Origin of the sequence: Actinosynnema sp. NPDC020468 (assembly GCF_040642015.1) — a bacterium.
GTDB lineage: Bacteria > Actinomycetota > Actinomycetes > Mycobacteriales > Pseudonocardiaceae > Actinosynnema.
The window spans coordinates 136,401-161,943 of the sequence record NZ_JBFAEO010000008.1 but is presented as its reverse complement, the minus strand read 5'-3'; the positions used below and the strand labels follow the sequence as shown (position 1 = coordinate 161,943).

The following is a 25,543-nucleotide window of genomic DNA, read 5'->3' as shown; positions in this document are numbered from 1 at the left end:
ATGTGTCGACCGGGTGGGCACGCGGCGGTCCGCAGTTCAGCCGACCCGATTCGGACTTATCGGCGAATTCGATTTCGCACAACTTCCGGACGGGGAGGCGGTGGCGGGTGCCCATGCGCAAAGGGCTGTTCTCCGGTGGCCGGTGGCGGGCCGGATCCGGTGTGGTCGAGGTACGCGACCCCTACACCGGGGAGGTCGTCGGCGCGGTCGCCCGCGCCGATCGCGGACAGGTGCTCGACGCCGTCCGCGACCTGACGGCGTTCCGACCCTCGCTGACGGCGTACGACCGCGCGGAGGTCCTCGCCGCGACGGCGGGAGCGGTCCGCGCCGAGCGGGACGACTTCGCGGACCTGATCTCCCGCGAGTCCGGCCTCTCGGTCTCCGACGGCCGGCGCGAGGTGGACCGCGCCGTCGCGCAGCTCGAGTACGCCGCGGAGGAGTGCAAGCGGATCACCGGCGAGGTCGTCGGGACCGACGTCACCGGCGCGCGGCAGCGGCGGCTGGCGATCACCACCCGCGAGCCGATCGGCGTCGTGTGCGCGATCACGCCGTTCAACAGGCCGCTGAACCAGGTGGTCACCAAGGTCGCCCCGGCGGTCGCGGCGGGCAACCGGGTCGTCGTCAAGCCCTCGGAGAAGACGCCGCTCAGCGCCGTCCGGTTTGTCGAGACCCTGGTCCGGAGCGGACTTCCGGCCCGGATGATCGCCCTGGTGGTCGGCGATCCGCGCGAGGTCGTCGGCGCGCTGCTGGACTCCGGCGGGATCGACATGGTCACGTTCACCGGCAGCACCGCCGTGGGCAAGGCGATCGCGCGGTCGGCGGGCATGCTGAAGCAGACCTACGAGCTCGGCGACAGCGGTGCCCTGGTGGTGATGGAGGACGCGGACGTCCCGGCCGCCGTGGCGGCGGCGACGGCGGGCGCGTTCGCCACGTCCGGGCAGTCCTGCCGGGGCGTGAAACGGGTCGTCGCGCACGTCGACGTCGCCGACGAGGTGGCGGCCGGGCTCGCCGCCGCCGCGTCGGCACTGGTCGTCGGGGACCCGAGGGACCCGACCACCGACGTGGGGACCCTGATCGACGAAGCCGCCGCGCTGGAGGTCGAACGCCGGGTGGCGCTGGCCGTGGCGCAGGGCGCGGAGGTGCTGTGCGGTGGTGTCCGCGCCGGCGCGCAGTACCGGCCCACCGTGCTCGACCACGTGCCCGGGAACGCCGAGCTGGTGCGCTCGGAGACCTTCGGCCCGATCGCGCCCGTGGTGCGGGTGACGGACTTCGAGCACGCGGTGGACGTCGTCAACGGCACGTCCTTCGGGCTCCAGGCCGGCATCTTCACCCGCGGCCTGGACTACGCGCGGCGCGCGGCGGAGCTGTTCGAGGTGGGCGCGCTGATCGTCAACGGCGGGCCGCAGTTCGAGTCGCCGAACATCCCGTTCGGCGGGGTCAAGGACAGCGGCATCGGCCGGGAGGGGGTCAAGTACGCGATCGAGGAGATGACGAGGGTGAAGACCATCGTGTGGTGACGCGCCGGGAAGGTGATCCGTTGCACGCCAACGGTTCCCCGCGCACCACACCCGCTCGTGACGACGGAGGACGAAGGATGCAGGTGGACGGTCGACCGACCGATTCTCCCGGGAGGCGGCCCGCGGCCGTCGACGGCGGGATCGCCAACCCGAAAGCCGTTGCCTGGAACCGGCTCGGCAGCGCCTACTGGAACCGCAACTACGACGGCGGCCCGGACGAGGCGGGGTGCGCGCAGTACCTCGGCGGTGTGGCGGGTGGCGAGCGCGTCCTGCTCGTCGGCGCCAGCACGGTCCGGCTGGCCCGTGCCGCGCTCGACGCGGGCGCCCGGCTCGTGGTCGCCGACTTCTCGGAAATCCTGCTGGCCGAGTTGGAGGCCTCGCTCGGCGCGGACGCCGCCCGGTACGTGCGGGCCGACGTGGTGAGCGCGGATCCCCCGGACGTCGGGAGGTTCGACCTGATCGTGGCGGACCGGCTGGTCAACCGGTTCACCCGGGACGAGATGGTCCGGGCCCTGCGGTTCCTCGCCTCGGCGGTGGACGTGGGCGGGCGGATGCGGTTGAGCTACCGGCTCGGGCTGTACGAGCGGGACGAACTCCTGCTCGCCGAGGCGCGACGCCGGGGAGAGCAGGCCGCCGTGTTCGACGAGGCCGCGTTCGACGTCGACTACAGCGGCGCGTCCGGGTGGCTCGCGGAGGTGCTGCCCCGGCACGGTGACATCCCGGTGGAGGCGCTGGTCGACTTCTACGTCGCGCGCGGCCGTGAACACCGGCTGCGCGAGGGTGAGCTGGACGGGCTGCTCGCCGAGGCCGTGGGGGACGGGACGCGCTACCGGGTGGCCCACCTCCCCGTGCCGGGGCTGCCCGCCGACTTGCTCCTCGAATTCACCCGATCGGCGTGACCGACTCCGGGAACAGTGGCGCGAACAGTGGTTTCGACATCGTGTCCGCGCAGTGCGGCGAAGTAAGACGCCCACAATTTCTCACACTGTGAACAACGGTTGCCCACCGGCTTCGCGCTTTAGGGCGACCGTGTTACTTTCGGATCGGCTGGGCCTTTATCGGGGCGGGGTGTCCGGCGAAACCGGGGGCGGTGCTCACCCTATCCCTGCTTGAAATGCACCTCCCGGCGCCGATTCACCCTGCGCGAATTACGGGGGGATTGTGGTGACCGAGAATTCATCGACCGGTGGTGACGCCGGTTCGGCTTACGTGGTGCTTGTGGTGGACGACCGCAACGGGCCTCCGTGGCAACTGGGAACCGACGCCGACGTGGTCCGCGGGACGCTGGAACCCGAGTGCCGATCGGGGCTGCTGGCGATGGTCGCGCCCGGCGGGGAACGCCTCGTCCTGCTGGTGCCGGCACACCGGGAGGTGCGCGCGGCCGAGGCGAAGTCGTTGGCGAACCGCGCGTTGCGGGGTTTGGAGGGCGCCGGTCGGCAGGCGGTGGCCACGGTGGCGAGGACGCGGGGGGACCACGGTCTCGGCGCGGCGGTGAAGGAGGCGCACAGCATCATGCGGGTGGTCCGGGCGCTGGAGTACGGCTCGGGCGCCTACCTGCGCGACGACGTGATCATCGAGACCGCACTGCTGCGCTCACCGGACCTCACCCGACTGCTCTCCGACCGGATAGCCCCGCTGGCGCACAGCAACGCGCCACTGCTGGACACGCTTTCCTGCTTCCTGGCCTGCGGACAGGACCGCAGGAAAGCCGCGCGCCAACTGCACATCCACCCGAACACCCTGATCTACCGGTTACGCCGGATCCGCGAGCTGACCGGGTTGTCCCCGACCGTGCCGAGGGACATCCAAACACTCGGCGCGGCCGTCGCGGCCCGCCGCCTGAACCGGACGGGAGAACCGATCCGCGGCGCCACCCCCGGGCACCAGGGCCGGACGACGGCCGAGTGCTGATCGCGGCACCGGAGTTCGACCCGAACGCGTTCCGGCCCGACGCGGGGTGAAACACCCGACCACGTCCGCAGTGGACCGGGGGGGCGCCCCCCCGGTCGCCGGTCCCCCGCCCTCGTCGCCAACCCGCGCAGCACCGTCGGCACCCGCCGACAGGCACCGCGACACCCGGACCCGACGGTGGCCTGCGAGACGTTGGTGTGCAACAGGATCAGAACCACCTCGACCTGGGCGGACGAGGCGGCGACGAAGCCGCCGTGGTCCAGGACCACCCTGGGATGTCCGGGAATTCGCCCATGTCCGGTCAAGCGCCACGCGAGCGTTCCGACACCGCGGTCCCCGTGACCTGCCTGCGGGCGCGGTGCGGGTCGACCACGCGATCACGGGATCGACATGGCCACCAAACGTCGATTTGCCAGTGGCGTCCTACTGATCCGTTCAGTGGGACGCTGCTGGTCTTTACAGCTGATTTGCCCCGAGAGCGGAACGAGATCGGATCCGCCTGCGCCATCCTGGGTCCGTCGCCGCTTGGGGAGGGACTCACCGGTGCCCGAGGACATCGCCGGGTCCGAGCAGATGCTCGCGAACTGGAACACCCGGAACCGCGCCGCCCGCCGGGGTGACGAGCGGTCGTCGGACGGTTCCGCGGAAATCCTTGCCGTGCCCAGTGGAATCCGGCAGGACCTGGTGATCAACAAGGCCAGGAAGAACTTGCCGCACCGTCGGCCGACCAGCCGGTGCGCACACCGCACGACCGCAACGAGATCACCTTCCGGATGAGGGGGTTCGATGGGTTCCGGTGGTTTCAACGTCACCTCGGACGTGTTGGAAGCGCACGCCAAGGCCTTGGAGGGCCTGCACGGGCGACTTCAGGAAGCAGTGGACGCGGCCGGCACCGTGTCGATGCCGACCGACGCGTACGGGATCATCTGCCAGCCGTTCCGGATGCTGCTCGATCCCGTTGAGCAGTGGGGCGTGGACGCGCTCAAGGGCGCCGCGGAGGCGCTGGACGCCACCGCCAAGAAGATCGCCGCGACCACTGAGCACTACCAGGAGGTCGAGGCCCGGATCACCCGCACGCTGAAGGGCGGCGCCTGATGTCCTCGCCGAACCGGCTGGTGGCGAGTGCCCCGGCCGAGCCCACCGGTTTTTTCAACGCCGGCACGGGTGACAACGGCTGGGCGACGGGTTTCTCCATCGCCGACTCGGCGATGGACGCGTACAAAGGTCTCTTCGAAGGCGGCTGGATCGAGGGCGGCCTCGGCGTCGTCGGCCTGGTCGCCGACGCCGCCTCGATGGCCATCGACCCGTTCGGCACCCTGCTGTCGTCCGCGGCCTCGTTCCTGATGGAACACGTGCAGCCGTTGAAGGAGGCGCTGGACTGGCTGGCGGGCGACCCGCCGGTGATCCAGTCGTACTCGACGACGTGGAACAACGTCTCGCAGGAGCTCGGCGCGATCGCGGGCGACTACAAGGCGGCCGTCGACGGCACCGGCGAGTGGACGGGCGCCGCGGCCGAGTCCTACCGCAAGGCCGCGGGCGAGCAGCTGGACGCGTTGTCCGGCGCGGCTTCCACCGCGGGCTCGGTCGGCACCGTCGTCGGTGTGATGGGCATGGTCGTCGGTTTCGTGCGCGAGATGGTGCGCGACCTGATCGCCGACCTGGTCGCGAAGCTGATCACGTGGGTGCTGGAGGCCGTGTTCACGCTGGGTTTCGGCACACCGGTGATCGTGGCGCAGGCCGTCACCGCGATCTCGAAGTGGGCCGCGCGCATCGGTGAACTGATCCAGAAGCTCATCACGACCATCAAGAGGGTCTCGCCGCTGCTGGGCAAGCTGGTCGAGATCTTCACCAAGATCATGAAGGTCGTCGGCAAGCTGACCGGCAAGGTGACCGGACTCGACGTGATCTCCACCAAGTCCGTCAAACCCGGCGGCCTGTTCCCCAGCGCCAACGCCCCGGACCTCTCGCCCTCGACCCGCGGCGGGCCGCCGTCACCGTCCACTCCGGACAGTTCGCCGCACTCGTCGTCACCGTCGTCCGACTCGGCGCCCGACACTTCGACCCGCGCCTCCGACGGCTCCACGGCCCACACCCCGTCGCGCACGCCTGACAGCGCGTCGGCCCCGCGTACGCCGGACAGCGCGCCCTCACCCGCGGCTCCGTCGACTCCCGACGCGCCGCACCCGACGCGCGACACGGGCCAGACCGTCCAGTCCTCGGCGGCGGCGCCGGAGGCCCCGTCCCGCCGGGAAACCCCCCAGACCCCGACCCGCACCTCGGACGGCAGTCCGTCGTCCGCGCGGCCGCAGGTGGGACCGCCGGGCGCCCGGAACGCGGGCGGCAACGCCCCGTCCTCCCCCACCGCAAGCCGTCCCACGGCCCCGAACCAGGGCTGGACCGGCACTCCTGGCAGCCGCGGCGAAGTGGGCTCCAGCGCCACCACCCCTCGCCCCTTCGACACCTCGACGTCGGCGGCCAGGGCAGACGCCCCCGCCCACCCGACCTCGATGCCCGCAGCCCCTTCCACGCCTTCCAGCGGTATGCCTTCGGGCGCGATACCGTCGGGTGGCATCCCGTCAGGGGGAATGCCTTCAGGCAGTGGCACGCCTCCCGCCAACGCCCCGCACACCTCTTCGACCGGCGCTCCGTCCGCAACCGCCCCTTCCGCAGGAGCACCGCACGCTCCGTCCTCTCACGCCCCCTCAGCACCGCGCAGCGACGCCCCGATGCACCCGCAGTCGTCGGCGCCACCGTCGCCCACCGCATCGTCGACTCCTTCGGCCCGAACGGACGCCGCACAGGCCCCGTCCCGCCCCGACACACCCCGCGGTGTCCCGTCCGCGCCGTCGCGTCCTTCCGCGCCCAACGCTCCGCACGGCGGTCCGTCGCACCCCGAAGCCCCCAGCCGACCAGGCGCACCACACCGGCCCGACAACCGTCCCGACGGCGCACGTTCCCGCGGCACCGACACCGACTCACCACACCGCGACCCGGCCGGCACCACTCGCTCGGAAGCCGCGACCCCGCGGTCCCCGAACACCCGCTCCCCCCACAGCCTCGACGCCGGCACACCGCACCGACCCGGCGCCGACGCACCTCACCACCCGGACGCAGACAGGCCGCACGACAGCAGCCCGGACAAGCACCACGACGGTGACCCGGACACGCCGAACAGCCACGACCCGGATGCCCCACCGGCCGACCGTCCCTCCGTCGAGGCCGCGCACGCCAGGCACGCCGAGACCACCCCGGCCGGCGTCTCGCACCACGGTGGCGACAAGGACATGGGCGACCTGCCGCACAGGGTTCCCCACGACCCGCGCTACTTCACGGCCGACGTCCACATCACGCCGGACGGCAAGGCGCGCATCGGCGGTCACGACTACACACCGGCCGAGTACGCCGACATGCTCAAGCGCAGCGGCTACGACAGCAGCAAGCCCGTGCGGCTCATCGGATGCGACGCCTCGAGGAACGACTTCGCGCGGCAGCTGTCCAAGAATCTCGACGCGCCCGTCCTCGCACCAAACAAGCCCGCCTGGACCGACAGCCGCGGCCGCGTCTTCACGAGCGACCCCGAGATCCGACCGGACGGCACGCGCCGGCCGAAGATCCCGCCCAACGGCGAGTGGGAGACCCATCACCCGGACGGCACCAGGACCAACGCGAGCGAAGACGGGTTCGCCCCCGGTACGCCCGACAAGGACAAGGAGCTCGATCCGTCCGACGCCCGCGACCGCATGGCGCGGCGGAACATCCGGGACGAGCCCGTCCACATCGAGACCCTCGAACCCAGGGCCTTGATGGAGGAGAAGCTCAAGGACAGGGACTACCGGGACAAGTACTACGACGGGCCCGACAAGAACGGCGAGTACAGCCGCAAGAACGCCAACCAGGTCGACGCCAACGGCGACGACGTGCCGAAGCTCGTCGAGAACCCGAAGGGCTCCGGCAACTTCGACGCGTCCTCCGACGCCTACACGCCCGCGAAGTTTCGCGAGGACATGCCCGAGGTAAGGCACAACGCCACTGCGGACCAGAAGTCGGCCGCGCAGGAAATCATCGACCGCCGCGAAGCCTCGTTGGCACGCACGAAGTCGGCCGACGACGCCTACCGGAAGGAGATCGCGGGCGATCGCGACGCCTCGCAGCAGACGATCGAGGAACGCCGCGCGGCGCACGCCGAACGAACCGACGTCGGCGAGGAACTCGGCGAGCACGCCGCGGCAGACGCGGTGCGCGACTCGTTCCCGCCGGAGAAGTTCGACGTCACGCCGCTGCACGACCCCGCCCTGAAGGGCTCCGGCCGTTTCGACCAGGTCTACGAGGTCCACAACAAGGAGACCGGCGAGACCAGGCTGGTCATCGTCGAGGCCAAGGGGCCCAACGGAGAGCTCGGCACTCGCCGGCACAAGCAAGAGAACTTCCAGCAAGGCCACCCGCGTTATGTCGACAGCGTCATCGAGAACATGCGGCAGAAGGGCACTGCGGGGGAGCAAGCACTCTCCAAGCGACTGAAGGCCGCCCGGACGGGTTACGTCCTGGACTACCAGGTCGTCAAGGCCAAGGTCACCGGCTCCGGTACGTCCGCCGAGTACGGTGGCTACAGCCAGAAGCACTTCGACCTGTCGAGATAGACGGAAGGAATCAGCCCGGTGGTGACCATCGCACGACACGTGATCGACGTCGTCAAAGCGCGGCACGAGGCGGACGATTACGCCGGCGACCGCGAGCAGATGACCAGCCGGATCCGACTCAACGCGAAGGCGCTGTACTTCCTGCAAGGGGAAGCGCAGGCGGAAGCCGCGTGGCGAAGCGTGGTCGACCCAACGGCGTCCCGCAGCGACACGTGGGAGGCCGTGGCCCTGGTGATGCAGGCGTCCTCGGCGATCTTCGCCGCCTCGAGCAGGGCCGAGGGCGAAGTCACCTTCCGGATCCTGGACGAGGACTACACGATCCCGGCGACGGGCCCGACCCAGGACTCCACCATCAGCCTGTGGTCGACGGCGATGTCCCTGGCCATGATCTGCAGGGATCGTCCCCGCCTCGACCTGCTGGCCCGGACCTCGATCGACGCGCTGCGCGAGCGGACCGGCCAGACCGACGAGTTCCAGTACGACTGGGTGAGGACCCTCCAGGCCTACTGGCGTTCCGCGGACGGCCTGATCGACACACTGCTCCGCGCCATGCAGGGTGCCGATCCCGACGCCGATAGCGTCGCGGGAGCTGACCTGGTCGCGCGGATCTTCTACCCGCCGATGGAGCTCTTCTACCTCCTCACCCAGCGCGAGGACGCGAAGTTCAACGAATCGCTCGCCAAAGCCGTCGAACTCCACAAGCAGTACTGGACGGCCACGCGCGAGCGCGCGACCGACCCGGAGGGGTTCATCGCTTGGCAGCTGCTCGCGATCGCCTGCCTCGCGAAAGACGCCGGCATCGACATCACGGTCGAGTCCGACTACCTGCCCCGCAACCTCCTCGACGGCACCTGGGTCGGCGAGAAGCAGCTCTGACGCGCCTGTAACCGCAAGGCTCCTGCACACCCTCGGGGTTTGTGGGCGGCGTGGGTGTGACCTTCCCGCGCGCGTCGCATCGCGGGGCCGGCGACGCATCAGGGCTGAGCTCGTCGTGGAACCCGGGGTGTCACGGGATCCGGCCCGCCACGGCACCGACGCGCACGACCGGGGCCGTGCGGTCACCGGGTGCCCGCAGTCGACGGACCGCACCGTCCGGTGCCACGCGGAACCGGGGTGGCGGGGAGGGCAGCCACCCCGGTGGCGGGGTCACGAGATTCGGGCCGCCAAAGGAGCGAAGCCCGCGGGGAACTTGCCGAAGGTTTCGACGTAGGTGTTGTAGCCGTCCGCGGTCAGGGTCCGGGAGACGTTGGTGACCAGTTTGCCGTCGACCTTCTTCTCACCCACCACGCGGAACCGCTCGGTGCCGATCGACGGGAGGGCGGAGTCCTTGAAGCACTCACCGGGACGCTTGACCGTCGTCGTGGCGAGGCCGCGGTCGACGAACAGCAGGTAGGCGTTGAAGTCGCTGCCGTAGTTGCAGAACTCCAGCTTGTAGGTGCGCGGCGCGGCGGTGGCGGCGCCGGTGGAAGCGAGCAGGAGGCCGGTCGCCATCATGAGGGCCGCCGCGGCGGCCGCGAGCTTCCGAGTACCGGATCGCACGTGCTTCTCCTTGGGCAGAGGGGAACTCCCGGTCGGGAGTCACGGCAAGGACACCACCGGGCGCCACCGCGGCACCAGGCAGGAAGACCGGCGGTCCACCGGCAGTCCGCACCCATCCACAGAGGACTTCGCGGTATGCGCAACCGTTGGAGCAGAAGGAGATGAACGCGCGGTGACGAGAAGCCGGGCAGCCGGGTGCCGACGTGACAAGATCCTGGACACCTTCGCCTGGGTCGCCTGAGACCTCGAGGTGTCGGGTGTCCACGTCGTCGAATCGGGCGTCGAGGAAGTGGACACCGAGCTACCGCGGCTCCGCGTCGGTGAGCAGCCGGCGAACCCGCGACCAGGCGCCGTCGGCGCCGACGCGGAGAACGGGATCGTGCTCGACCTGTCCGGCCTCGACACCGTCACCCCGACGACAACAAGGTGACCTGCTCCCCCACGGCGAACACCGACCTGTTCGACCTGCTGCGCGCCGGCCGCGGCCGACACGGCGTGATCACCCGCGCCACCCTGCGCCTGGTCCCCGCGCACACCCACCCGCATCCACCAACCGCACACCCCGCCCGTGCCTACCGCAGGCAGGTACTCCGCCGTCACCACCGCCGAGCTCACCGCCGCCGACCTCGGCGAGACCGGACTCGTGCTGCTCCACCCCGTGCCCGCAACCGATTCGCCACCCCCGGCCTGCACCTGCTCGGCGTCCTACAGGCCGCTCCACCGAACTCCCCCGCCGTGCTCGCCTCGATGCTCGACTCGAACCGCCGCCTCACCGAGCGGGTCGCCGCCGGCGGCGGGACCGTCCACCTCGGAGCCCTCGCCCCCTGACCGCCCCACCTTCGGGGGAACTCCGGACCAACGCCCCGGCCACGCTGGTATCCATCAACGGTGGTCATCGACGAGGACGCACAACGGCGGATGGCCGCGAACCGGGCGAACTGGGACGCACGCACCCCGATCCACGCCGCCAGCCACTTCTACGGACGCAACCTCCACCACCCGGAGAACTGGTTCGCCGACTTCGAATGGCACGACCTAGGCGACCTCCACGACCGCGACCTAGTCCACCTCCAATGCCACATCGGCACCGAGACCATCGCGCTCGCCCGACGCGGCGCCCACGTCACCGGCCTGGACTTCTCCGCCGCCTCCATCACCGAGGCACGCCGCATCGCCGCCGCACACCAAGTCCAGATCGACTACGTCCACGCCGACGTGCACGACGCCGTCACCGAACTCGGCACCAACCGGTTCGACATCGTCTACACCGGCAAAGGCGCCCTGTGCTACCTGCCAGACCTGCCCACCTGGGCCGCCATCGTCCACGACCTGCTCAAACCCGGCGGACTCGTCTACATCGCCGAATTCCACCCCCTGCTCAACGCACTGGGACCCAAACCGACCGTCGGCAGCGACCTGTTGCTGCGCAACGACTACCTGTCCGGCCGCGGCCCGCAACGACAAGACTCCACCCACACCTACACCGACGGCCCCGCCCTGAACACCGCCACCGTCTCCCACGAATGGCGACACGGACTAGGCGACCTGATCAACGCCCTCATCGGCGCGGGTCTGACCATCCGGCACCTCACCGAAACCGACGCCCTGCCCTGGCAACGCTGGCCCACGATGACCCAGGACACCGACACCTGGTGGAGACTGCCGCCCGAGTCACCACGCATCCCATTGCTCTTCGGACTCCGGGCGACCAAACCCGAACACCGACTACCCATCGACGTCGATCATGGCCCGCACGTCGTCGGCCCGGGGATCGCCCAGCTAGACCAAGCCGAGGAAGGGATGACCAGAAAGGCCGCGACATGACCGCCTCGCGCGCCACCGAGGTCTGGACCCTGCGGGACAAGTTCGCGGCCCACCTCAACCTCCGCGAAGAACTCGGCCCGGACAAACGAACCCCACCCTCTTGGTTCCTCACACTCGAGCAGTCGAAGACCTGACCCCCTACTGACAGCCTGGCAAGACGCCTACCACGAACCACCCACCCCTACCTGATCAACTACCGCGACCGCCGGCTCCGACCAACCCTGGCTCGCCTGACTGAACTCAACTCCCCACTACGCCGCTACATGGACAAGAACCAATACTTCATTTGGCGTGCACCGGACGACCAAGCCTTCTTGGAACGGCGACATGTTCGACTCCGAATCCCAGTTCACGCGCCACATCGCAGCGAACAGCGCAGAACCTGCACCCGGATCTTGACACTCCTTGGAGATCCGACCGCGTTCCCATTTCCTCGTAGGGGCTATCCAGCTGCACGACGCTCGTTCCATCTGACTGCCGTCGCGTCCGCGCGGGAGGCCAACACGGGGCAGGACACGCAGACCTCGGAAAGGCCTGCGCATGCGGAGACGAGGCACCGGGCACGCCGTACCTGCTCGACACCGCAGGAAGACCCCCGCGCGTGCGGGGACGAGGACCCCAACGCCGAGATCACCGTCACCCACTCGGGAAGACCCCGCGCGTGCGGGGACGAGTCGCCGATCGCCGTGATCACCTCGACCGGGAGGGGAAGACCCCCGCGCGTGCGGGGACGAGTGCGCCAGGTCGTCCCAGGCTGCTTGCGCCGCCGGAAGACCCCCGCGCGTGCGGGGACGAGGGGTGTTCCGCCGCGGTGTGGCGGTCCGCCTCCGGAAGACCCCCGCGCGTGCGGGGACGAGTCGGTGCGTAGCCAGTGCATCGGCGAGTCGGGGGGAAGACCCCCGCGCGTGCGGGGACGAGTACCGGAGTGCGTCCGGCCCGTGGTCGTGCTGCGGAAGACCCCCGAGCGTGCGGGGACGAGGGCCAGCTCACCGTCTACGTCGCGACCCACGACGGAAGACCCCCGCGCGTGCGGGGACGAGAACGTGCCGACCACGGCGGTGATCCTGACCGTCGGAAGACCCCCGCGCGTGCGGGGACGAGATCACCGAGATCACCAGCTACCAGGGCAATCCGGGAAGACCCCCGCGCGTGCGGGGACGAGAAGGTGTGGAACGTCGTGCGCGGCCTCGCCCACGGAAGACCCCCGCGCGTGCGGGGACGAGCACCGGAAGCGGGGCACCGAGGAAAAGCCCCAGGGAAGACCCCCGCGCGTGCGGGGACGAGACAACATGCGCGGGACCACGCTGCAAATCCACAGGAAGACCCCCGCGCGTGCGGGGACGAGAACCAATCGTTCGCGTCCGCGTAGTAGGGGACCGGAAGACCCCCGCGCGTGCGGGGACGAGTTCCACGCCCAGGACCTCGGGATGGGCTTGTCCGGAAGACCCCCGCGCGTGCGGGGACGAGATCGGCGGGCGAACCCTCGCGCTGGGCACGAAGGGAAGACCCCCGCGCGTGCGGGGACGAGGCTTCGCGACCTGCGGTCCTACAAACCGTAACAGTGTTTCTCATTCACCTCGATTCGAGGGATACCGGCTCCGGTCGTCATGATCGGCGGAGGCGGGCGGAGAGGACGAGGCCGTCGTAGTCGACGGGGTACCAGCGGTCGTGGCCGGCGGTGCGGACGGTCCAGCCCTGTTCGTTGTCGGCGGGTTCGGTCATGATGGCTTGGCCGTCGCGGATGCGTTCGGCGAGGAGTTCCCAGAGGCGTTCGCGTACTCGGCAGCTGGGAGTGCCGACGAAGATCCCGGCGGACACTTCGACCATCCATCGGGTGAGGTGACCGCGCAATCCTTCCGGCGCGGCGATCAGGACGATGACGGTCAAAAGTCCACCTTTGCCGGTGGCACGTCGAATTCCGGGCCGATCACGACCACGTGTTCTCCTGCGGGACCACCGTGCGCGGAGGCCCAGTTGACACCGCCGGACACCGCGCCCAGTTCCTCGTCCCACAGTTCGCGCGGGTCGCGGTCAACGAGTTCTTCGCCGTCCGGCAGTAGAAGGTTCTTCACGTCGCGCACGATGCGTTGCAGCAGCTGGGTTTCCACGACGCGGTCGCGCAACGCCGTGCGGGCGTCGCGTTCCTCGGTCAGCCCCTCCGCGGCGAGGTCGAAGGCCAAGGGGATCGTGAGTTCGGCCTTGTAGAGGTCGGCGACGTCCATGACGAACGACGTCGCCGACCCGGTGTGGACGAAGCCGAGACCGGGACTGGCGCCGAGGCCGACGATGACGGCGTGGCAGATGCCGTAGAGCGCGGAGTTCGCGGCGGACAGCAGGCGGTTGACGTCGTCCCCCGCAGCGAAGGCGTCGCCGGGTTTGTACTCGCGTTTGGTCCACGGAACGCCGGTGCGCTGCGAGTGGTGCTGGTAGAGCTTCTTCACCCGCGTTCCCTCGCGGCCGCGCAACTGTTGCATGGTCGCGGTCGCGACGTCTTCGCCCGGGAACCGCATGGCGTACATGCGACGGGCGACGTCGAGCCGTTCGACGGTGCGCGTGACGAGCCAGGCCTGCCGCATCAGCAGGTGGGTGCCGCGGCTGGCGCCCATGCCCGACGCGTACATCCGCACGCCGTGCTGGCCGACCCAGCACACGGCGGTGCCGGAGTCGCCGAGCAGCGCCACCGCCGCGTGGGTGATGCGGGTGCCGGGTCCGAGCAGCACGACCGCGATCATGGCGGCGGGAACGCGGACCGTGCGTTCCTTGTTGATCAGCACGATGGCGTTGTCGTCGCGGTCGACGTGGGTGCGTTCGACGTAGACGCTGGACACCCGGTCGACCACCCGGTGCAGGTCGTGGGGATGGGCCTGCCACCACATGTCAGCCATCGGCACTTCGCAGTGGCGCGAGGGTGAGCAGCCCGCACCCGTACGCCTTGTTGGGGCCGATGCCGGAGAGCATCGCGGCGCGCAGCGCGTCCGGGTCGGTGACGGCCAGGCGGCCTTCGAAGGTGATCGCCTGCATGGTCACCGGCTTGGCCCCGTCCTTCTTGGAGATCCGGTAACGCGTCGAGTCGACCACACGCACCTCGTACGGGGTCTTCGCGTCGGATGCGGGCACCAGCCCGGGAGCGGGGTCGTCGGTGCGTGCGACGGGAATGGCGAAGCCGTACCCCGCGGTGCGCCGAAGCAGCCACTCGAGTTGGTGTGCGACCGTGCGGTGCGCGACCCGGAAGCCGCGCTGGGGCTTCCGGTCGCCCCACCGCTCGAGCTGCGACGCGGTGCGCTTGGTGGGGGTCATCGTGGACTGGACGGGGTTGGCGGTGAGCCGGAACGCGAACTCACGGCCTGGCGCGAGTTGCCCCAGCAGCGGCGTGTAGTCGCGGACCAGCACGTGCTCGCCGTCCGCGTCGGGCCATCCCGCTTGTTCTACGAGGTGCGACCAGTCCGGCCGGCTCGGTGTCAGCACGATCAGGTCGACGCGATGCCCACGGGCGTCCAGCCGCCACAGGACCCGGTCGGTCGGTGGATCGGGAAAGCCGCCCAACACGGCGCCGTGGAGGCTTCGCGGATTGCGCAGGAACTCGCGGCCCTTGGCGCGCAACGGGTTGATCCGGATTCGGGACAGGTAGGTCACCGTCACCACCCCAGCAAAGCGAACGGGTCGTGGTCGGTGGTGCCGGCGCCCGAGGTCGGATCGGCCAGCCCCGTGGGGACCTCGACCCAACCGTGGCGAATCGACCGGGTGGTCCGGCCGCGGTCGAGCGGATCGAACGACAGCGGGTGGTCCTGCGCGGTGTCGAGCACGCCGTCCTCGTCGCCACCCGCCGCGGCGTCGATCGTGGTGGCGAGGGTGACGAAGGCGGGTGGCGACTTCCTGCGCCCCAACTCGTTCCTGCTGTAGGAGGCGAGCCAGGGTGTGGCCCGCAGCGCGGAAACCACGTCGGGCTGGGTCTGGTCGTCCAGCAGCAGCGGCTGGGTCGGCACGCACGACCGTCGCCCCAGGGCCAGCGGGAACGCCGGGTGGGTCACCGCGTGGCGCAGGGTCTCCACGAGTTCGCGCGGACCCTGGACGGCGACGAGGAACACCGCGTCCTGGAGGTAGAACCGCTGTGTCAGGTGGGTGTGTTTCACCGGCCCGGTGGGCTTCTGCACGCCCTTGGCGTTGACCGACGCCGACAACAGCGGCAGCCCGCGGTAATCGCTGACCGTGTGGTAGTCGCGCAGGAGCGTCCCCGGTTGATCGACGCGCACACCCAGCGAGAGGTCGCCGAGGTCGGCGATGCTCTCGCTTCGGGCACGGCCCTGCGCGGCGGCGAGCAGACCGATCACACCGGACTTGGTGGGGCGCCCGGAGGTCTCTCGTCGGTTGAACTCGCTCGTGTCGCCCCAGGACTGCAACGGCGCAGCCAAGCGCAACAACAGCACGGACTGGCCGGCTGGGTCGGTGTTCATCGCAGCGCGTCCGAGGAGAGCCAGTCCGCGGCGAAGCTCTTGACCTCCGACAACAGTCGCGGAAACGGCATCGACGCGTCGAACGCCTCCGCCAACCTGGCCGCGTCACCGTTGTAGCAGGACAACACCTTCACCGGCGCCTGGCCCCAGTTCGTGGTGGCGATGGTCATCTCGGCGGCGAGCCTGGTCATCGACTGGTCGAGCACGCCCTCGCTGGAGCGGACCGGCTTCTCGAAGGCCGACACGAGGTTCACCGGCTGGTCCTCCCGGGCCACCACGGCGACCAGGCTTGGCAGGGTGCGGTGGGCGAAGGAGTTGGCGTGCCCGCCGGGGATGGAACGGGCGAAGCAGTCGACGAACAACTCCACTGCGGACGGCACCGCGTCGGCCCCACCGAGGTTGGTTTCCAACTGGTCCAACCCGATGGTCGCGTACCGGTAGAGCGTCGCGGAGTTGAACTCGATGGTGCCGATCATCCCGGCACCCGGCTGTTCCCGCGTGTTCTCGTCGTCGACAGCGGTGTAGTAGTCGAACTCGATCTCGACCGGGTGGGTGGAAATGGCGTGCGCGACCTGACACGCCGCGTCGACGTTCAGGTTGGGGATGTCGGCGACCATCCGCCCAAACAGCGCCACGTCCACCGGGTGGCCGGTGCCCAGGATCTTCTTCACGTCAACCCGCTCGACGGCGTCCTTCAACGCCGCGTCCTCCAACGTCACGAGGTCGGCGATGTCACCGACCTCGGTGACGATGGCGTCGAGTTGCGGATAGCCGAAGAACAGCAGGTAGGACATTTGTTCGGCGTTCTTCTTACTGGCCTTGATTTCCAGCGGCGCGAGCAGCGCGTTGGCGATCCGGGTCGCGTCCTCGGCGGTCACACCGTGCGCGTCGGCCAGCCTGCGACCGAGCAGGCTGGACATCTGCTTGGTCCGCGTCCCCAGGTCCTCCTTGGACATCCTGGTCGCGAACGCAGTGCGCGTGGCGCGTTTCCACGCCTGGGAGGACACTCGCGAACGTCGCGCGCCGCCGTAGATCGCCTGTTTCGGCGAGTTGGCGTCGTCCCGGTTCATGTTGGACGGCGGGACGGTCTGAAGCACGTGGATGTCGAGAAAACGGCGTGACGACACTGCACAACTCCAAGCTGTGACGTAGGAAAAGTGGTGATCGGCTGCGAGGTCAGCCGTCGACCCGGTCCGGCTCGTCCGTCGGACGGGCGTAGAACTGCAAACCCCAGTACCTGCGCGTGGATGCCGCGCCCTCCGACCTGGTCCACATCCGGAGGTCCTTGCTCAGCCTCGTGTAGTCGAGCGCGATCGACTTGCCCCGCAGCAGGGTGATCAGGCCGCGCAAGTGCGCGACCAGCTCGTCCAAGCTGGTGGCCGTGGCCGCCGCGTTGAACCGGCGGGTGACACCGTCCTCGTTGACCCCGTCCGACGACTTCAGCCGCCGCATCGCCTCGCCCAAGCCGACACCCTTGCGGTGCATCGGCGTCCGCTGGGACTGCTGGTGCAGCCCGTAGAGCGCCAGCGCGGCGTGCTCGGCGACCAGCGCCGGCGCGTCGGGGTGTTCCGCGTAAGTCCGGTAGAACCGCCACATCTGCGGCACCGTCCCGGCCTGCCTTCCCAAACCACGCCGCAGTGCCGCCAGGTCCCCGCCGTTCGGTGGCTTGTCGTTCTTCCACCGGCCCTCGCCGTCGACCTGATCCTCCCAGTAGGGCTTGTAGCCGGGACCCGACGTCGTGGTCATGTCAGTTCTCCTGATCGGAATCACCCGTCCCGCGCGCCGCGGCCGCCAACGGCAACACCTCGCGCACGGTGCGACGGAAGGTCAACTCGGCCCTCGGGGAGCACAGGGTCACGCTCTTGCCTTTGTGCTCGATCGTGATGCCCGCGAACTGACGTGGGGACGCCTGGTCGAGCAACGGCTTCGCGACGGCGAACGCCTCCCGCCACACGACCTGCTCCCACGCCAGGCTGACCGCGTCGATCGCCTCCTCGTCGTTCCGACGCTGGAGCTTGCCCAGCACGAGGCGCGTGTACGGGTCCACCGCGTGCAACAGCCGATCCCCCGGCCGCTGCCCCTTGTCCCACGGCAGGGCCTCGGAGGACGTGGTGCGCCGGAGGTCCGCCGACAGGCCGTTCAACGCCCGGGCGACGAGGTCGGCCTGCTCCGCGATCCTGAGCAGAGTGGCCCGCTCCCCCACGCCGGTCAGCGCCACCACCGGCAGGGGGATGGAGTCGGCGATGAAGTTCTCCACGACCGCCGACTGGGTGCCGTACTCGATCCCCGTAGTGAGCACCTGCAACGGAAAATCGGGTTCGAGCACCTCGGCCAGCTCCCGCAGTTGGCGACTGGTCTGCACCGGGTCCTCCGCGTCGCGACCGGCAGGCACTGCGAGCAGACCGTCCAAGCCGCGCCACGCCGCACGACCGGACATGTGCCGACGGGGCCGCCACGTCGGTTGACTCGGCTTGGCCTTCGGATCCTGCCGCCACATCGTGTGCGGCTCGAACTCCGGCGTCGAATCCGGTCTGTCCCCGGCGCAGACCAGCACGCCGGTGACACGCGGCCCGTCCGGCGTGTCCTCCGGCTGCAAGCGGATGCGGCGGGACTGCCAGGTCAGCAACTCCAGCCGACCTGCGGCCGTTTTCACCGCCCAGTCCGCCGTCCACGGATCCCGCCGCCATTGCGGACGGTCGCCGTCAGGCAGGCCGTCCTGGACGCGGGGGACGTTCAACATCAACGTCTCGGCGAGCGTGCGACCAACGGGAACGACGACGCCCAGCTGCCCCAACGGTCCGGTGAGGTTGCCGGTGGTCTTGCCGCTCTTCGCCCGGTCGTCATCGGCCGCCCCGGTCTTGATGCCGGCGGTGTCCCAGCAGTGGGTGTGCAACAGCCAGCGCGCGGCCTGGGCCGGGGTCAACGGCAGGGGTTCGTCGCCCACGCGCGCGGAGAACAGCGGAACGCTGTTGCCCGAGGTGATGGACGGCACGAGCAGCGACGACGACTTCACCTCGCCCTTGGTCGTGCGCAGACCGGCGACTTGCGCGAAGGGGTGGTGGGGGTGGAACAGCTCGAACCGTTCGTGATGATCACGGAGGTAGGCCGTGATCCCGACTCGCGCCGAGTTCCGCCCCCGTGCGCCGGGCTCCTCGGCCGGAACTTCGGTTCCGGTGAACAACGTTCCGTCGACGGCCGCCCGCATCCACTGCCGCCACTGCTTGGTCGACCTCGGCGCGCCGAGGGCGTCCAACACGATCGGCAACAGGAACTGCCGGAGGATCACGGGCAGCATCGTCGCCGGGGTCACCGCCAACTGCTCGATCTCGTGCGCCCGCGACAACGCCTCGCGGCCGGAGACCTCGGTGTGGATCCCACCGATGCGGACCGGGATCCACGGGTCGTCCAACAGATTCATCATCACCCGTCTTCGCCTGACAGTTCGTGGGCTACGCGAGTTGCCGGCGACGCCACTGCGAGCGAAAGCGACACACTGCGCGGTTAGTTGCACCACACTACGAACCTAGGCGGATCTTGTAAATTGTGTGAGGTTTCATCGGTGTCGACCGACGCCGATCGGCTGACGCACGACCAAACCCAGATTGTCGTCGTAGGACACGACGCTGCCCCCGAGCTCGACGGACGTCGTGTCGTCCGGAATCACGAGAGCCCGCGTGTGCTTGAGCCACGGGTGGCGGCTCCATTCAGGGAGCGTCCCGAGTTCGCGCAACGCCGCCTGGGTGAGACGGGCCGGCAACCTCACCGTTCCCGCCACGACGTCCTCCAGCAGCTCCGGCCCTTTCTCACCGTGCACGCCGAGCCGGACGTTGCGATAGGTGCGGTAGCCGCGCTCGTCGCGTCGCAACACGACCACCTCGACCGACTCCTCGCCATCGCGGACGAGAGCGTCGAGTCGCGTCTGCTCATGGGCCCCTGCGACGTGGGCGTAGCTCAATCCGGCGAGGGTCGGCGCGGTCCACTCGTCCGGTGCGGACAGCAGGAACGGCCGGGCGTTGGCCTTGCGCGCTTCCTCGCGCTGCTCCCAATCGGCACGGGACTTCTGCTCGTCCTCCGGCCACCGGGTCCGGTTCTCGTCATGGCCGGAGTACACCGACTCCACGAGACCGGGGATGACCGTCGGCAGCGTCCACCCGGCCGTACCGGTGACGCCGAGGACGAGGTCCGCGGTGCGCAGCAGGCGGTATCGACCGTAGATGTGCTCACTGGAGGCGAGAAACCGCGGTGGACCGTCGGCAGCGAAGGTCACGCCCGTGACGACCACGGTGGGACGCTTCAACGCGGTGGGCCTGGCGCGCTGATGACGATGGAGCCGGCCGACGCGTTGCAGGAGTAGGTCGATCGGGGCGAGGTCGGACACCACCAGGTCGGCGTCCACGTCGAACGACTGTTCTGCCAGCTGGGTCGCCACCAGGATCATCCTTCGCGGACGCGGCTTCCCTTTTCCGGGTTCGCCAAGAAGGTCCAGGCATTCCTGAGTGCGGCGGGCACGTGGTTCGACGGCCAAGCGGGCGTGCAGCAGTCGGACGTCCTCGCCGAACTCCTTGCACAAAGCGGTGTACGTGTCCTGCGCCCGTCGCACGTCGTTCCTGATGATCAACGCGCACCCCTCGACGGGCAGGCGACGGTTCAGCAAGGCGACAAGATCGGCCAAGTCCTCCGGCCCTTCCCCCTCCTGGCCGCCCGGCTTCTTCCGGGTCACGGAAAGCAGTTCGACGCCGACCGGCTCGGGCGCCCGCCAACTTTCCGACGACGTCACCAACACCTCCGGCTCGTCCGCCTCGACGCACACCGTGGTGATGCTCGGATATCCGGTCGGTCGCGGAAGATCCGGCAGCGAGGTCCGGACACCATTCCTCCCGCCCGTCGCGTACGCCTCCACGAGGCTTCGGCGTTGCTCCGCAGGCAAGGTCGCGGAGAGCAGGATGACCGGCACCCGTGCCTGCCCCAGCCACCTCAACGCCTCGTGGAGGAACTGCGACATGTACACGTCGGCGGCGTGGACCTCGTCGAGGATCACGACCTTGCCGGCCAGACCCGCCGCGCGCAGCATCACGTGCTTCGTCCTCGTGGCGGCGTGGAGGAGTTGGTCGATGGTGCCGACCACAACGGGGGCGAGCAGACCGCGAAGCCGTCCCAGCAACCATTCCGACGGGCCGGAGCCACCGGCCGTCTCGTCCCGGTGGGAGGACATGCCGTACATGTCCTCCCCGACGCTGTCCCACCAGTGGTCGGGGTCGACCTGAGGCGGGTTCAGGAGTCGCTTCCACTCGGTGTTGAAGTCGCGCTTGCCGTGAAGGAGAACCACTCGGTCTTCCAACCCCGGACCGACCTTGCCGACCCACTCGCGCACGCGGGTGAACATCGGGTCGCAGGTCGCCTGCGTAGGCATTCCGACGAAGACGCCGTCGGCTCCGAACGCGGCCGCGATGATCTCAGCCGTCGCCAGTGCCACTTCGGTCTTGCCCTCGCCCATCGGCGCCTCGATCACGAGCAAGCCGGGCGAGGACATGGCCCGAACACGTTCGACCGCATGGCGCTGGAACGCGCGGGCACGCCGGCCGAACCGCTCCATCAGGATGTCCTCCGGAGGCGTACTCAGGCGCCCCCAGCCACCGTGCATCCGCAGTTCCCGCCAGGCGTTCGCCGCCCGACCCCGAGCGCTCGCCATCGTCACGGCGTTCAGGTCGTCGATGCCGGTGAAGTAGTTCTCGTTGCTGGCGATCCAGTCGGCCATCACCACGAGCCCGCTCAGGTGAAGCTGTTCGCTGCGCGTCAACATGACCACCGGTTCGACCTCGACCACCTCCGCGAAGCCCTGCGCGCGAGTGAAAACAGCGACCACCGCACACTGCACGCTCTTCCACGCTTCTCCACGCCCGTGCCCATCCGCGCGAACGAACGACCCCGCGACGGCGCCGCGTTCAGGGACAAGGCCGTGGTGACCAGCGACCAACGGCCAGATCCAGTCGATCGCCTCCTCCGACCAGCCGACCTCGCCCAGGTGGTCGATGAGCAACTTCGCTCCCGCCCTGTCGTGCCGCCACCGCGTCTTGGGCGTGACCGAAGCGGGCCAACTCAACCCGGACGCACGGACACGTCGCGCCTCCACCGCGTCGAGCACCTGGAATGCGGGTGTCGCTTTACCGCAGTCGTGAATTCCGCAGATCCAGGCGAAAAACCTACGGCCGCGGTCACCCGAAACCGAGTCCAACCGATCTTTTGTCGATGACGAGAGGAAGTTGTCCCACAGCAGTTCTGCGACGGCAGCTGTGTCGAACAGGTGGGAGAGCAGCAGGTTCATCGTGCCGCCCGCATTTTTGCGGGATTTCCCCCAGAGGGCACCGAGCCGAGTACACGTCTCCGCGTCAAAGCCAAGTTCGACAGCAAGGGCCGCAGCACTGGACACGTACTTCTATCCCATCAAGTCTGGCCCGTCAGGCAAATCCGCCGCCTCGTCGGGCACCCGAAGATCAAAGGCACACCAATCGTGAGCCATCCGAACATACGAACGATCATAGCCGGTGATGTTCACTAGATCGAGCGAGCCCACCGATCCATGAACCGCAACCGCAATAATGCGGCCAATGGCGATGCTGGCATCGCTCCATCCCCCGACTTGACTGCCCGCCGTATGGCAAGCGATGGATCCGCAGGCACGGGGAGGCGAGCGCGCCCCGGTAGCCGACATCCACAGGTAGGGCGACCCCGCATGCACGGGGACGACGAGGACCTGGGCGCCTGGCGCGACGGAAGACCCCCGCGTGCGCGGGGACGAGCGCTGCAACCGGGTCGGCGGCAAATACGTGGCGGGAAGACCCCCGCGTGCGCGGGGACGAGCGGTCGTTTACCGCTGAGGTCGACGGCGACCGGGGAAGACCCCCGCGTGCGCGGGGACGAGGCGGCCAGCGCCCGGAAGGCGTACTACTGCGCGGGAAGACCCCCGCGTGCGCGGGGACGAGCGTGACCGAGGATGTGCACGGTCAGCGCCGGGCGGAAGACCCCCGCGTGCGCGGGGACGAGTCCATGACCAGCCGCCCCGTGAGCCGCCGCCCGGGAAGACCCCCGCGTGCGCGGGGACGAGGGCGTGGTGCCGGTCGGCAGCGCGATCGAGTACGGAAGACCCCCGCGTGCGCGGGGACGAGGTGATCTGGAGGACGCGCTGCGCGTCGTCCAGCGGAAGACCCCCGCGTGCGCGGGGACGAGCTCGGAGTTGCGCTCGGTGTAGGCGAGCGTCGCGGAAGACCCCCGCGTGCGCGGGGACGAGGGAAGAGTGGGATGTCGCCACCGGCACCTCGGTGGAAGACCCCCGCGTGCGCGGGGACGAGACCGGGCCGGCGACGTCGTCGCGTGTGGTTCCGGGAAGACCCCCGCGTGCGCGGGGACGAGGGGGTATCGCGTCGCGTGGGGCAGCGTGCGAGCGGAAGACCCCCGCGTGCGCGGGGACGAGTTGATGCTGCTGGCGTGGGTGCCGTACATCGCGGGAAGACCCCCGCGTGCGCGGGGACGAGGCTTTGTGACCTGCGGGTTTATGAACGAGAACAGCGTTTTCCATTCAGTCCTCGCAACCTACCCCCACCCTGCTCGCGCTGTGGTTAAGGATGCCACGGGTCTAACGCCGTCCGGTGCCGTGATCACGACACGGTTCGGAGCCGGTGAGGCCTGGGCGCCGGTGAGGGTCACTTCCGGTGTCGCGGGCTTTGCGGTCCGCGGTGCTGTGCCGGGTGCTCGACGGGGTGTGCGGGTCGAAGTGGGTTGGCAGGTGTCTGGCTGGTGTGGTTCCGCAAGCCTGTAAGTCGGGCTCGGGCTGCCAGACGACGGAGCCGGTCCGACAGGGTGTTGGATTCCATCGGGTCGGGTGTGGCGGTGTTCAGGAGAAAATTCGTTGCGGCTTCTGCGAGTTGGCGGTGGAAGTCGGGACCGGGTTGTGGGCTCGGTGTTCGCGTGGGTGGCTGGATCGTCCGTTCGGTTGCCGTGGCGAGTGGTTCTGCCGGCTTGGATCGAGGGGCCGGGTGTCGTGGGCGCGTTCACGGTGCCCGACGAGTGCGAGCCGGTCGCGCATGGCCGCTGCGGCAGGCGAGAGGGCGGATGCCACGGGTTGTGTGGAGGTGTCATGAAGGCGCACCAACGGGGACAGCCGGTGGTGCAGGACCTTGGTCGCCGACGAGACGGTGTCGGTTTCTCGGTTTTGCCAGGCGTCGGTGATGGCCTGGACGGGGTCGGTGGTGGGTTCGACGGCGTGGAGGCGTTGGGCGAGGGCGGGCCACGCCGGGTCGGCGAGGATGCGTTCGGACTCTGTCGGCAGGGCGGTCCGGATCCATTCGGTGGCTTGGTGGTCGAGATGGGTCGACGCCGCGTTCGTCAGCCATAGCCGGAACATGCGCGTCGGGGTCGGATCGACGGAGGGTTCGACTCCGGGTTGCTCGATGGGCTGTCCGGTTCGGCCGGTGGCCAGTGCGGTGATCCAGCGATGTGCGCGTTGCCGTGTGCCGATTCCCTCCGGGCCGGCGAATGAAAGGTCGGAGTCGCGGATCTGCCAGTGTCCGCGGAACACGGCGACCTGGCCGGCGATGTGGATCCATTGGCGACGGTGGGCGGTGTTCTCCGGTGTCGGACCGAGATGAGTGGTCCACGGCGGCCAGGCGAGCACGGCGACGCGGACGAGCCGGTCCACGGGGGTGGTGATGTCGTCGGCTTTGGTGTGCAACCAGGTGTGGAATTCGGTGCGGGCTTCGTCCGGTGGGCCGACGGGAGCCGGCGGTGGGGTCAGCCATCCCGGGAAGTCCGGTCGGGACGGGTCAGGGGTCGCGGCCAGGGTGGCCGTCGGATCGGGGTCCAGGGAGTCGAGTTCCAACAGCGCGTCGAGCAGTGCGGGCAACACCGGGTCGGCGAGGATTTCGTCCGCCATGTCCGACAACGCGTCGCACAGCCATCGTTCCGGGTCCTGGTCGGAGAGGTACAGATGGAGTCCGTGCTGGTACTCGAGGATCTGCCGGTCGAGCCGGAACGGTGCCGCGAGGGCGTCACGCAGTTCTTCGGTGGCGGACCTCTCGCCGCTTTCGTTGTTCAGGATCCGCGTGAGCGCTTGCGCGGCCGGGGTGTCGGCCCGGTGGCGGTAGAAGAGGTCGCCGTTTTTGACGTGACCGGTTCGGCGAGTACGGAGACCTCGGCGGTTGTGGCGGGTGACGATGGTGTCGCCTCGACCGGCGTGGTAGCCGTCGCGGAGCAGGGTTCCGGTGGGTTCGACGTGCCCGGCGGCGCGCAGTTCGTGTTGGGCTCGGGCGGAGAGGTCCGCGACGACGCCATTGGTGTCGGAGGCCATGGCGACCACCGTGCAGTCGGTTGTTCTTGATGTACCGGTCGATTGCGGTGGTGTCTCCGAGACGCACGCCGAGAACTGCCTGTGCTTCGGCCGGGTTGACGAAGCGGTGGACGTGGTCGAGTTCGATTCCGCCCGCGTCGTGATGGATGAGGCGGAGTGTGCCGCCGGCTTCGACGGCGGCGAGTTGGCGGTGGTCGCCGACCAGGCGGACGACGGCGCCGCGTTCGGCGGCCAGTTCCCGGACGCGGTCGAGCATGCGGGTTCCGGCCGCGTTCCAGGCGTGCCACGGCGGCGGTCGCGACGGGTTCGGGTACGACCGTCGCT

At 69.5% G+C, this 25,543-nt stretch carries 18 protein-coding genes, 1 pseudogene and 2 CRISPR repeat arrays; of the genes and pseudogenes, 8 read left to right on the top strand and 11 right to left on the bottom strand.

The window, feature by feature from the left end; all coding sequences use genetic code 11:
* Nucleotides 1-113 precede the first annotated feature (113 nt).
* From AB0G50_RS09390 to AB0G50_RS09365, 6 genes are all read left to right on the top strand, one after another.
* Nucleotides 114-1,517 (top strand): aldehyde dehydrogenase family protein, encoded by a 1,404-nt coding sequence (locus AB0G50_RS09390; RefSeq protein ID WP_360104280.1) that lies wholly within the window; start codon nt 114-116, stop codon nt 1,515-1,517.
* 83 nt (nt 1,518-1,600) lie between these two features.
* Nucleotides 1,601-2,416: a class I SAM-dependent methyltransferase gene (locus AB0G50_RS09385; protein WP_360104277.1), complete on the top strand. Its 816-nt coding sequence runs from the start codon at nt 1,601-1,603 to the stop codon at nt 2,414-2,416.
* Nucleotides 2,417-2,738: 322 nt separating this feature from the next.
* The gene (locus tag AB0G50_RS09380) at nt 2,739-3,428 is read left to right on the top strand and encodes a helix-turn-helix domain-containing protein (RefSeq protein ID WP_360104274.1); all 690 of its coding nucleotides are present in this window, start codon (nt 2,739-2,741) and stop codon (nt 3,426-3,428) included.
* 786 nt (nt 3,429-4,214) lie between these two features.
* The gene (locus AB0G50_RS09375; RefSeq protein ID WP_360104271.1) at nt 4,215-4,523 is read left to right on the top strand and encodes a type VII secretion target; all 309 of its coding nucleotides are present in this window, start codon (nt 4,215-4,217) and stop codon (nt 4,521-4,523) included.
* Nucleotides 4,523-8,065: a hypothetical protein gene (locus tag AB0G50_RS09370; protein ID WP_360104268.1), complete on the top strand. Its 3,543-nt coding sequence runs from the start codon at nt 4,523-4,525 to the stop codon at nt 8,063-8,065. The genes AB0G50_RS09375 and AB0G50_RS09370 overlap by 1 nt, the downstream gene beginning before the upstream one ends.
* Nucleotides 8,066-8,104: 39 nt before the next feature.
* A complete protein-coding gene (locus tag AB0G50_RS09365; protein ID WP_360104265.1) occupies nt 8,105-8,941 on the top strand; it encodes an immunity 49 family protein in 837 nt (278 codons plus the stop codon).
* A gap of 270 nt (nt 8,942-9,211) precedes the next feature.
* Here the strand turns inward: AB0G50_RS09365 and AB0G50_RS09360 are convergent, their stop codons facing one another.
* Complete coding sequence (locus AB0G50_RS09360; protein WP_360104262.1) at nt 9,212-9,604, bottom strand: hypothetical protein; 393 nt, start codon at nt 9,602-9,604, stop codon at nt 9,212-9,214.
* 289 nt (nt 9,605-9,893) lie between these two features.
* On the opposite strand from AB0G50_RS09360, the gene AB0G50_RS09355 reads away from it, so the two are divergent.
* Nucleotides 9,894-10,034: a hypothetical protein gene (locus AB0G50_RS09355; protein ID WP_360104259.1), complete on the top strand. Its 141-nt coding sequence runs from the start codon at nt 9,894-9,896 to the stop codon at nt 10,032-10,034.
* A gap of 458 nt (nt 10,035-10,492) precedes the next feature.
* Nucleotides 10,493-11,428: a class I SAM-dependent methyltransferase gene (locus tag AB0G50_RS09350; protein WP_360104256.1), complete on the top strand. Its 936-nt coding sequence runs from the start codon at nt 10,493-10,495 to the stop codon at nt 11,426-11,428.
* 525 nt (nt 11,429-11,953) lie between these two features.
* Nucleotides 11,954-12,956: a CRISPR direct-repeat array (repeat unit 28 nt; unit sequence GGAAGACCCCCGCGCGTGCGGGGACGAG).
* 77 nt (nt 12,957-13,033) lie between these two features.
* Here the strand turns inward: AB0G50_RS09350 and cas2e are convergent.
* The 10 genes and pseudogenes from cas2e to AB0G50_RS09300 form a co-directional block, all read right to left on the bottom strand.
* A complete protein-coding gene (gene cas2e, locus AB0G50_RS09345) occupies nt 13,034-13,315 on the bottom strand; it encodes a type I-E CRISPR-associated endoribonuclease Cas2e (RefSeq protein ID WP_360104253.1) in 282 nt (93 codons plus the stop codon).
* Entirely contained in the window at nt 13,312-14,313 is a 1,002-nt protein-coding gene (gene cas1e, locus AB0G50_RS09340; protein WP_360104251.1) for a type I-E CRISPR-associated endonuclease Cas1e, read from the bottom strand. The genes cas2e and cas1e overlap by 4 nt, the downstream gene beginning before the upstream one ends.
* Complete coding sequence (cas6e, locus tag AB0G50_RS09335; RefSeq protein ID WP_360104248.1) at nt 14,306-15,061, bottom strand: type I-E CRISPR-associated protein Cas6/Cse3/CasE; 756 nt, start codon at nt 15,059-15,061, stop codon at nt 14,306-14,308. The genes cas1e and cas6e overlap by 8 nt, the downstream gene beginning before the upstream one ends.
* Nucleotides 15,062-15,063: 2 nt before the next feature.
* Complete coding sequence (cas5e, locus tag AB0G50_RS09330) at nt 15,064-15,879, bottom strand: type I-E CRISPR-associated protein Cas5/CasD (RefSeq protein WP_360104245.1); 816 nt, start codon at nt 15,877-15,879, stop codon at nt 15,064-15,066.
* The gene (cas7e, locus tag AB0G50_RS09325; RefSeq protein WP_360104242.1) at nt 15,876-17,006 is read right to left on the bottom strand and encodes a type I-E CRISPR-associated protein Cas7/Cse4/CasC; all 1,131 of its coding nucleotides are present in this window, start codon (nt 17,004-17,006) and stop codon (nt 15,876-15,878) included. Before cas7e ends, cas5e begins: the two co-directional genes overlap by 4 nt.
* A 49-nt stretch (nt 17,007-17,055) precedes the next feature.
* The gene (gene casB / locus AB0G50_RS09320; RefSeq protein ID WP_360104239.1) at nt 17,056-17,625 is read right to left on the bottom strand and encodes a type I-E CRISPR-associated protein Cse2/CasB; all 570 of its coding nucleotides are present in this window, start codon (nt 17,623-17,625) and stop codon (nt 17,056-17,058) included.
* A gap of 1 nt (nt 17,626) precedes the next feature.
* Nucleotides 17,627-19,300, bottom strand: coding sequence for a type I-E CRISPR-associated protein Cse1/CasA (gene casA, locus AB0G50_RS09315; RefSeq protein WP_360104236.1), 1,674 nt, complete (start codon nt 19,298-19,300; stop codon nt 17,627-17,629).
* 132 nt (nt 19,301-19,432) lie between these two features.
* Nucleotides 19,433-22,306, bottom strand: a complete 2,874-nt coding sequence (gene cas3 / locus AB0G50_RS09310; protein WP_360104233.1) for a CRISPR-associated helicase Cas3' — start codon at nt 22,304-22,306, stop codon at nt 19,433-19,435.
* 290 nt (nt 22,307-22,596) lie between these two features.
* Nucleotides 22,597-23,408: a CRISPR direct-repeat array (repeat unit 28 nt; unit sequence GGAAGACCCCCGCGTGCGCGGGGACGAG).
* A gap of 359 nt (nt 23,409-23,767) precedes the next feature.
* Nucleotides 23,768-25,219 carry a hypothetical protein gene (locus AB0G50_RS09305; RefSeq protein ID WP_360104325.1) on the bottom strand — a complete coding sequence of 484 codons (1,452 nt, stop codon included), beginning with the start codon at nt 25,217-25,219 and terminating at the stop codon, nt 23,768-23,770.
* A 64-nt stretch (nt 25,220-25,283) separates the two neighbouring features.
* Nucleotides 25,284-25,475, bottom strand: a pseudogene (locus tag AB0G50_RS09300) (AAA family ATPase); the annotation flags it as partial.
* Nucleotides 25,476-25,543: the final 68 nt, after the last annotated feature.

What these genes read in the sequence shown, in the direction of transcription:
- cas5e (WP_360104245.1), bottom strand. Translation starts at nt 15,879, where the DNA reads ATGAACACCGACCCAGCCGGCCAGTCCGTGCTGTTGTTGCGCTTGGCT.
- AB0G50_RS09370 (WP_360104268.1), top strand. Translation starts at nt 4,523, where the DNA reads ATGTCCTCGCCGAACCGGCTGGTGGCGAGTGCCCCGGCCGAGCCCACC.
- casB (WP_360104239.1), bottom strand. Translation starts at nt 17,625, where the DNA reads ATGACCACGACGTCGGGTCCCGGCTACAAGCCCTACTGGGAGGATCAG.
- AB0G50_RS09375 (WP_360104271.1), top strand. Translation starts at nt 4,215, where the DNA reads ATGGGTTCCGGTGGTTTCAACGTCACCTCGGACGTGTTGGAAGCGCAC.
- casA (WP_360104236.1), bottom strand. Translation starts at nt 19,300, where the DNA reads ATGATGAATCTGTTGGACGACCCGTGGATCCCGGTCCGCATCGGTGGG.
- AB0G50_RS09390 (WP_360104280.1), top strand. Translation starts at nt 114, where the DNA reads ATGCGCAAAGGGCTGTTCTCCGGTGGCCGGTGGCGGGCCGGATCCGGT.
- AB0G50_RS09305 (WP_360104325.1), bottom strand. Translation starts at nt 25,219, where the DNA reads ATGGCCTCCGACACCAATGGCGTCGTCGCGGACCTCTCCGCCCGAGCC.
- cas1e (WP_360104251.1), bottom strand. Translation starts at nt 14,313, where the DNA reads ATGGCTGACATGTGGTGGCAGGCCCATCCCCACGACCTGCACCGGGTG.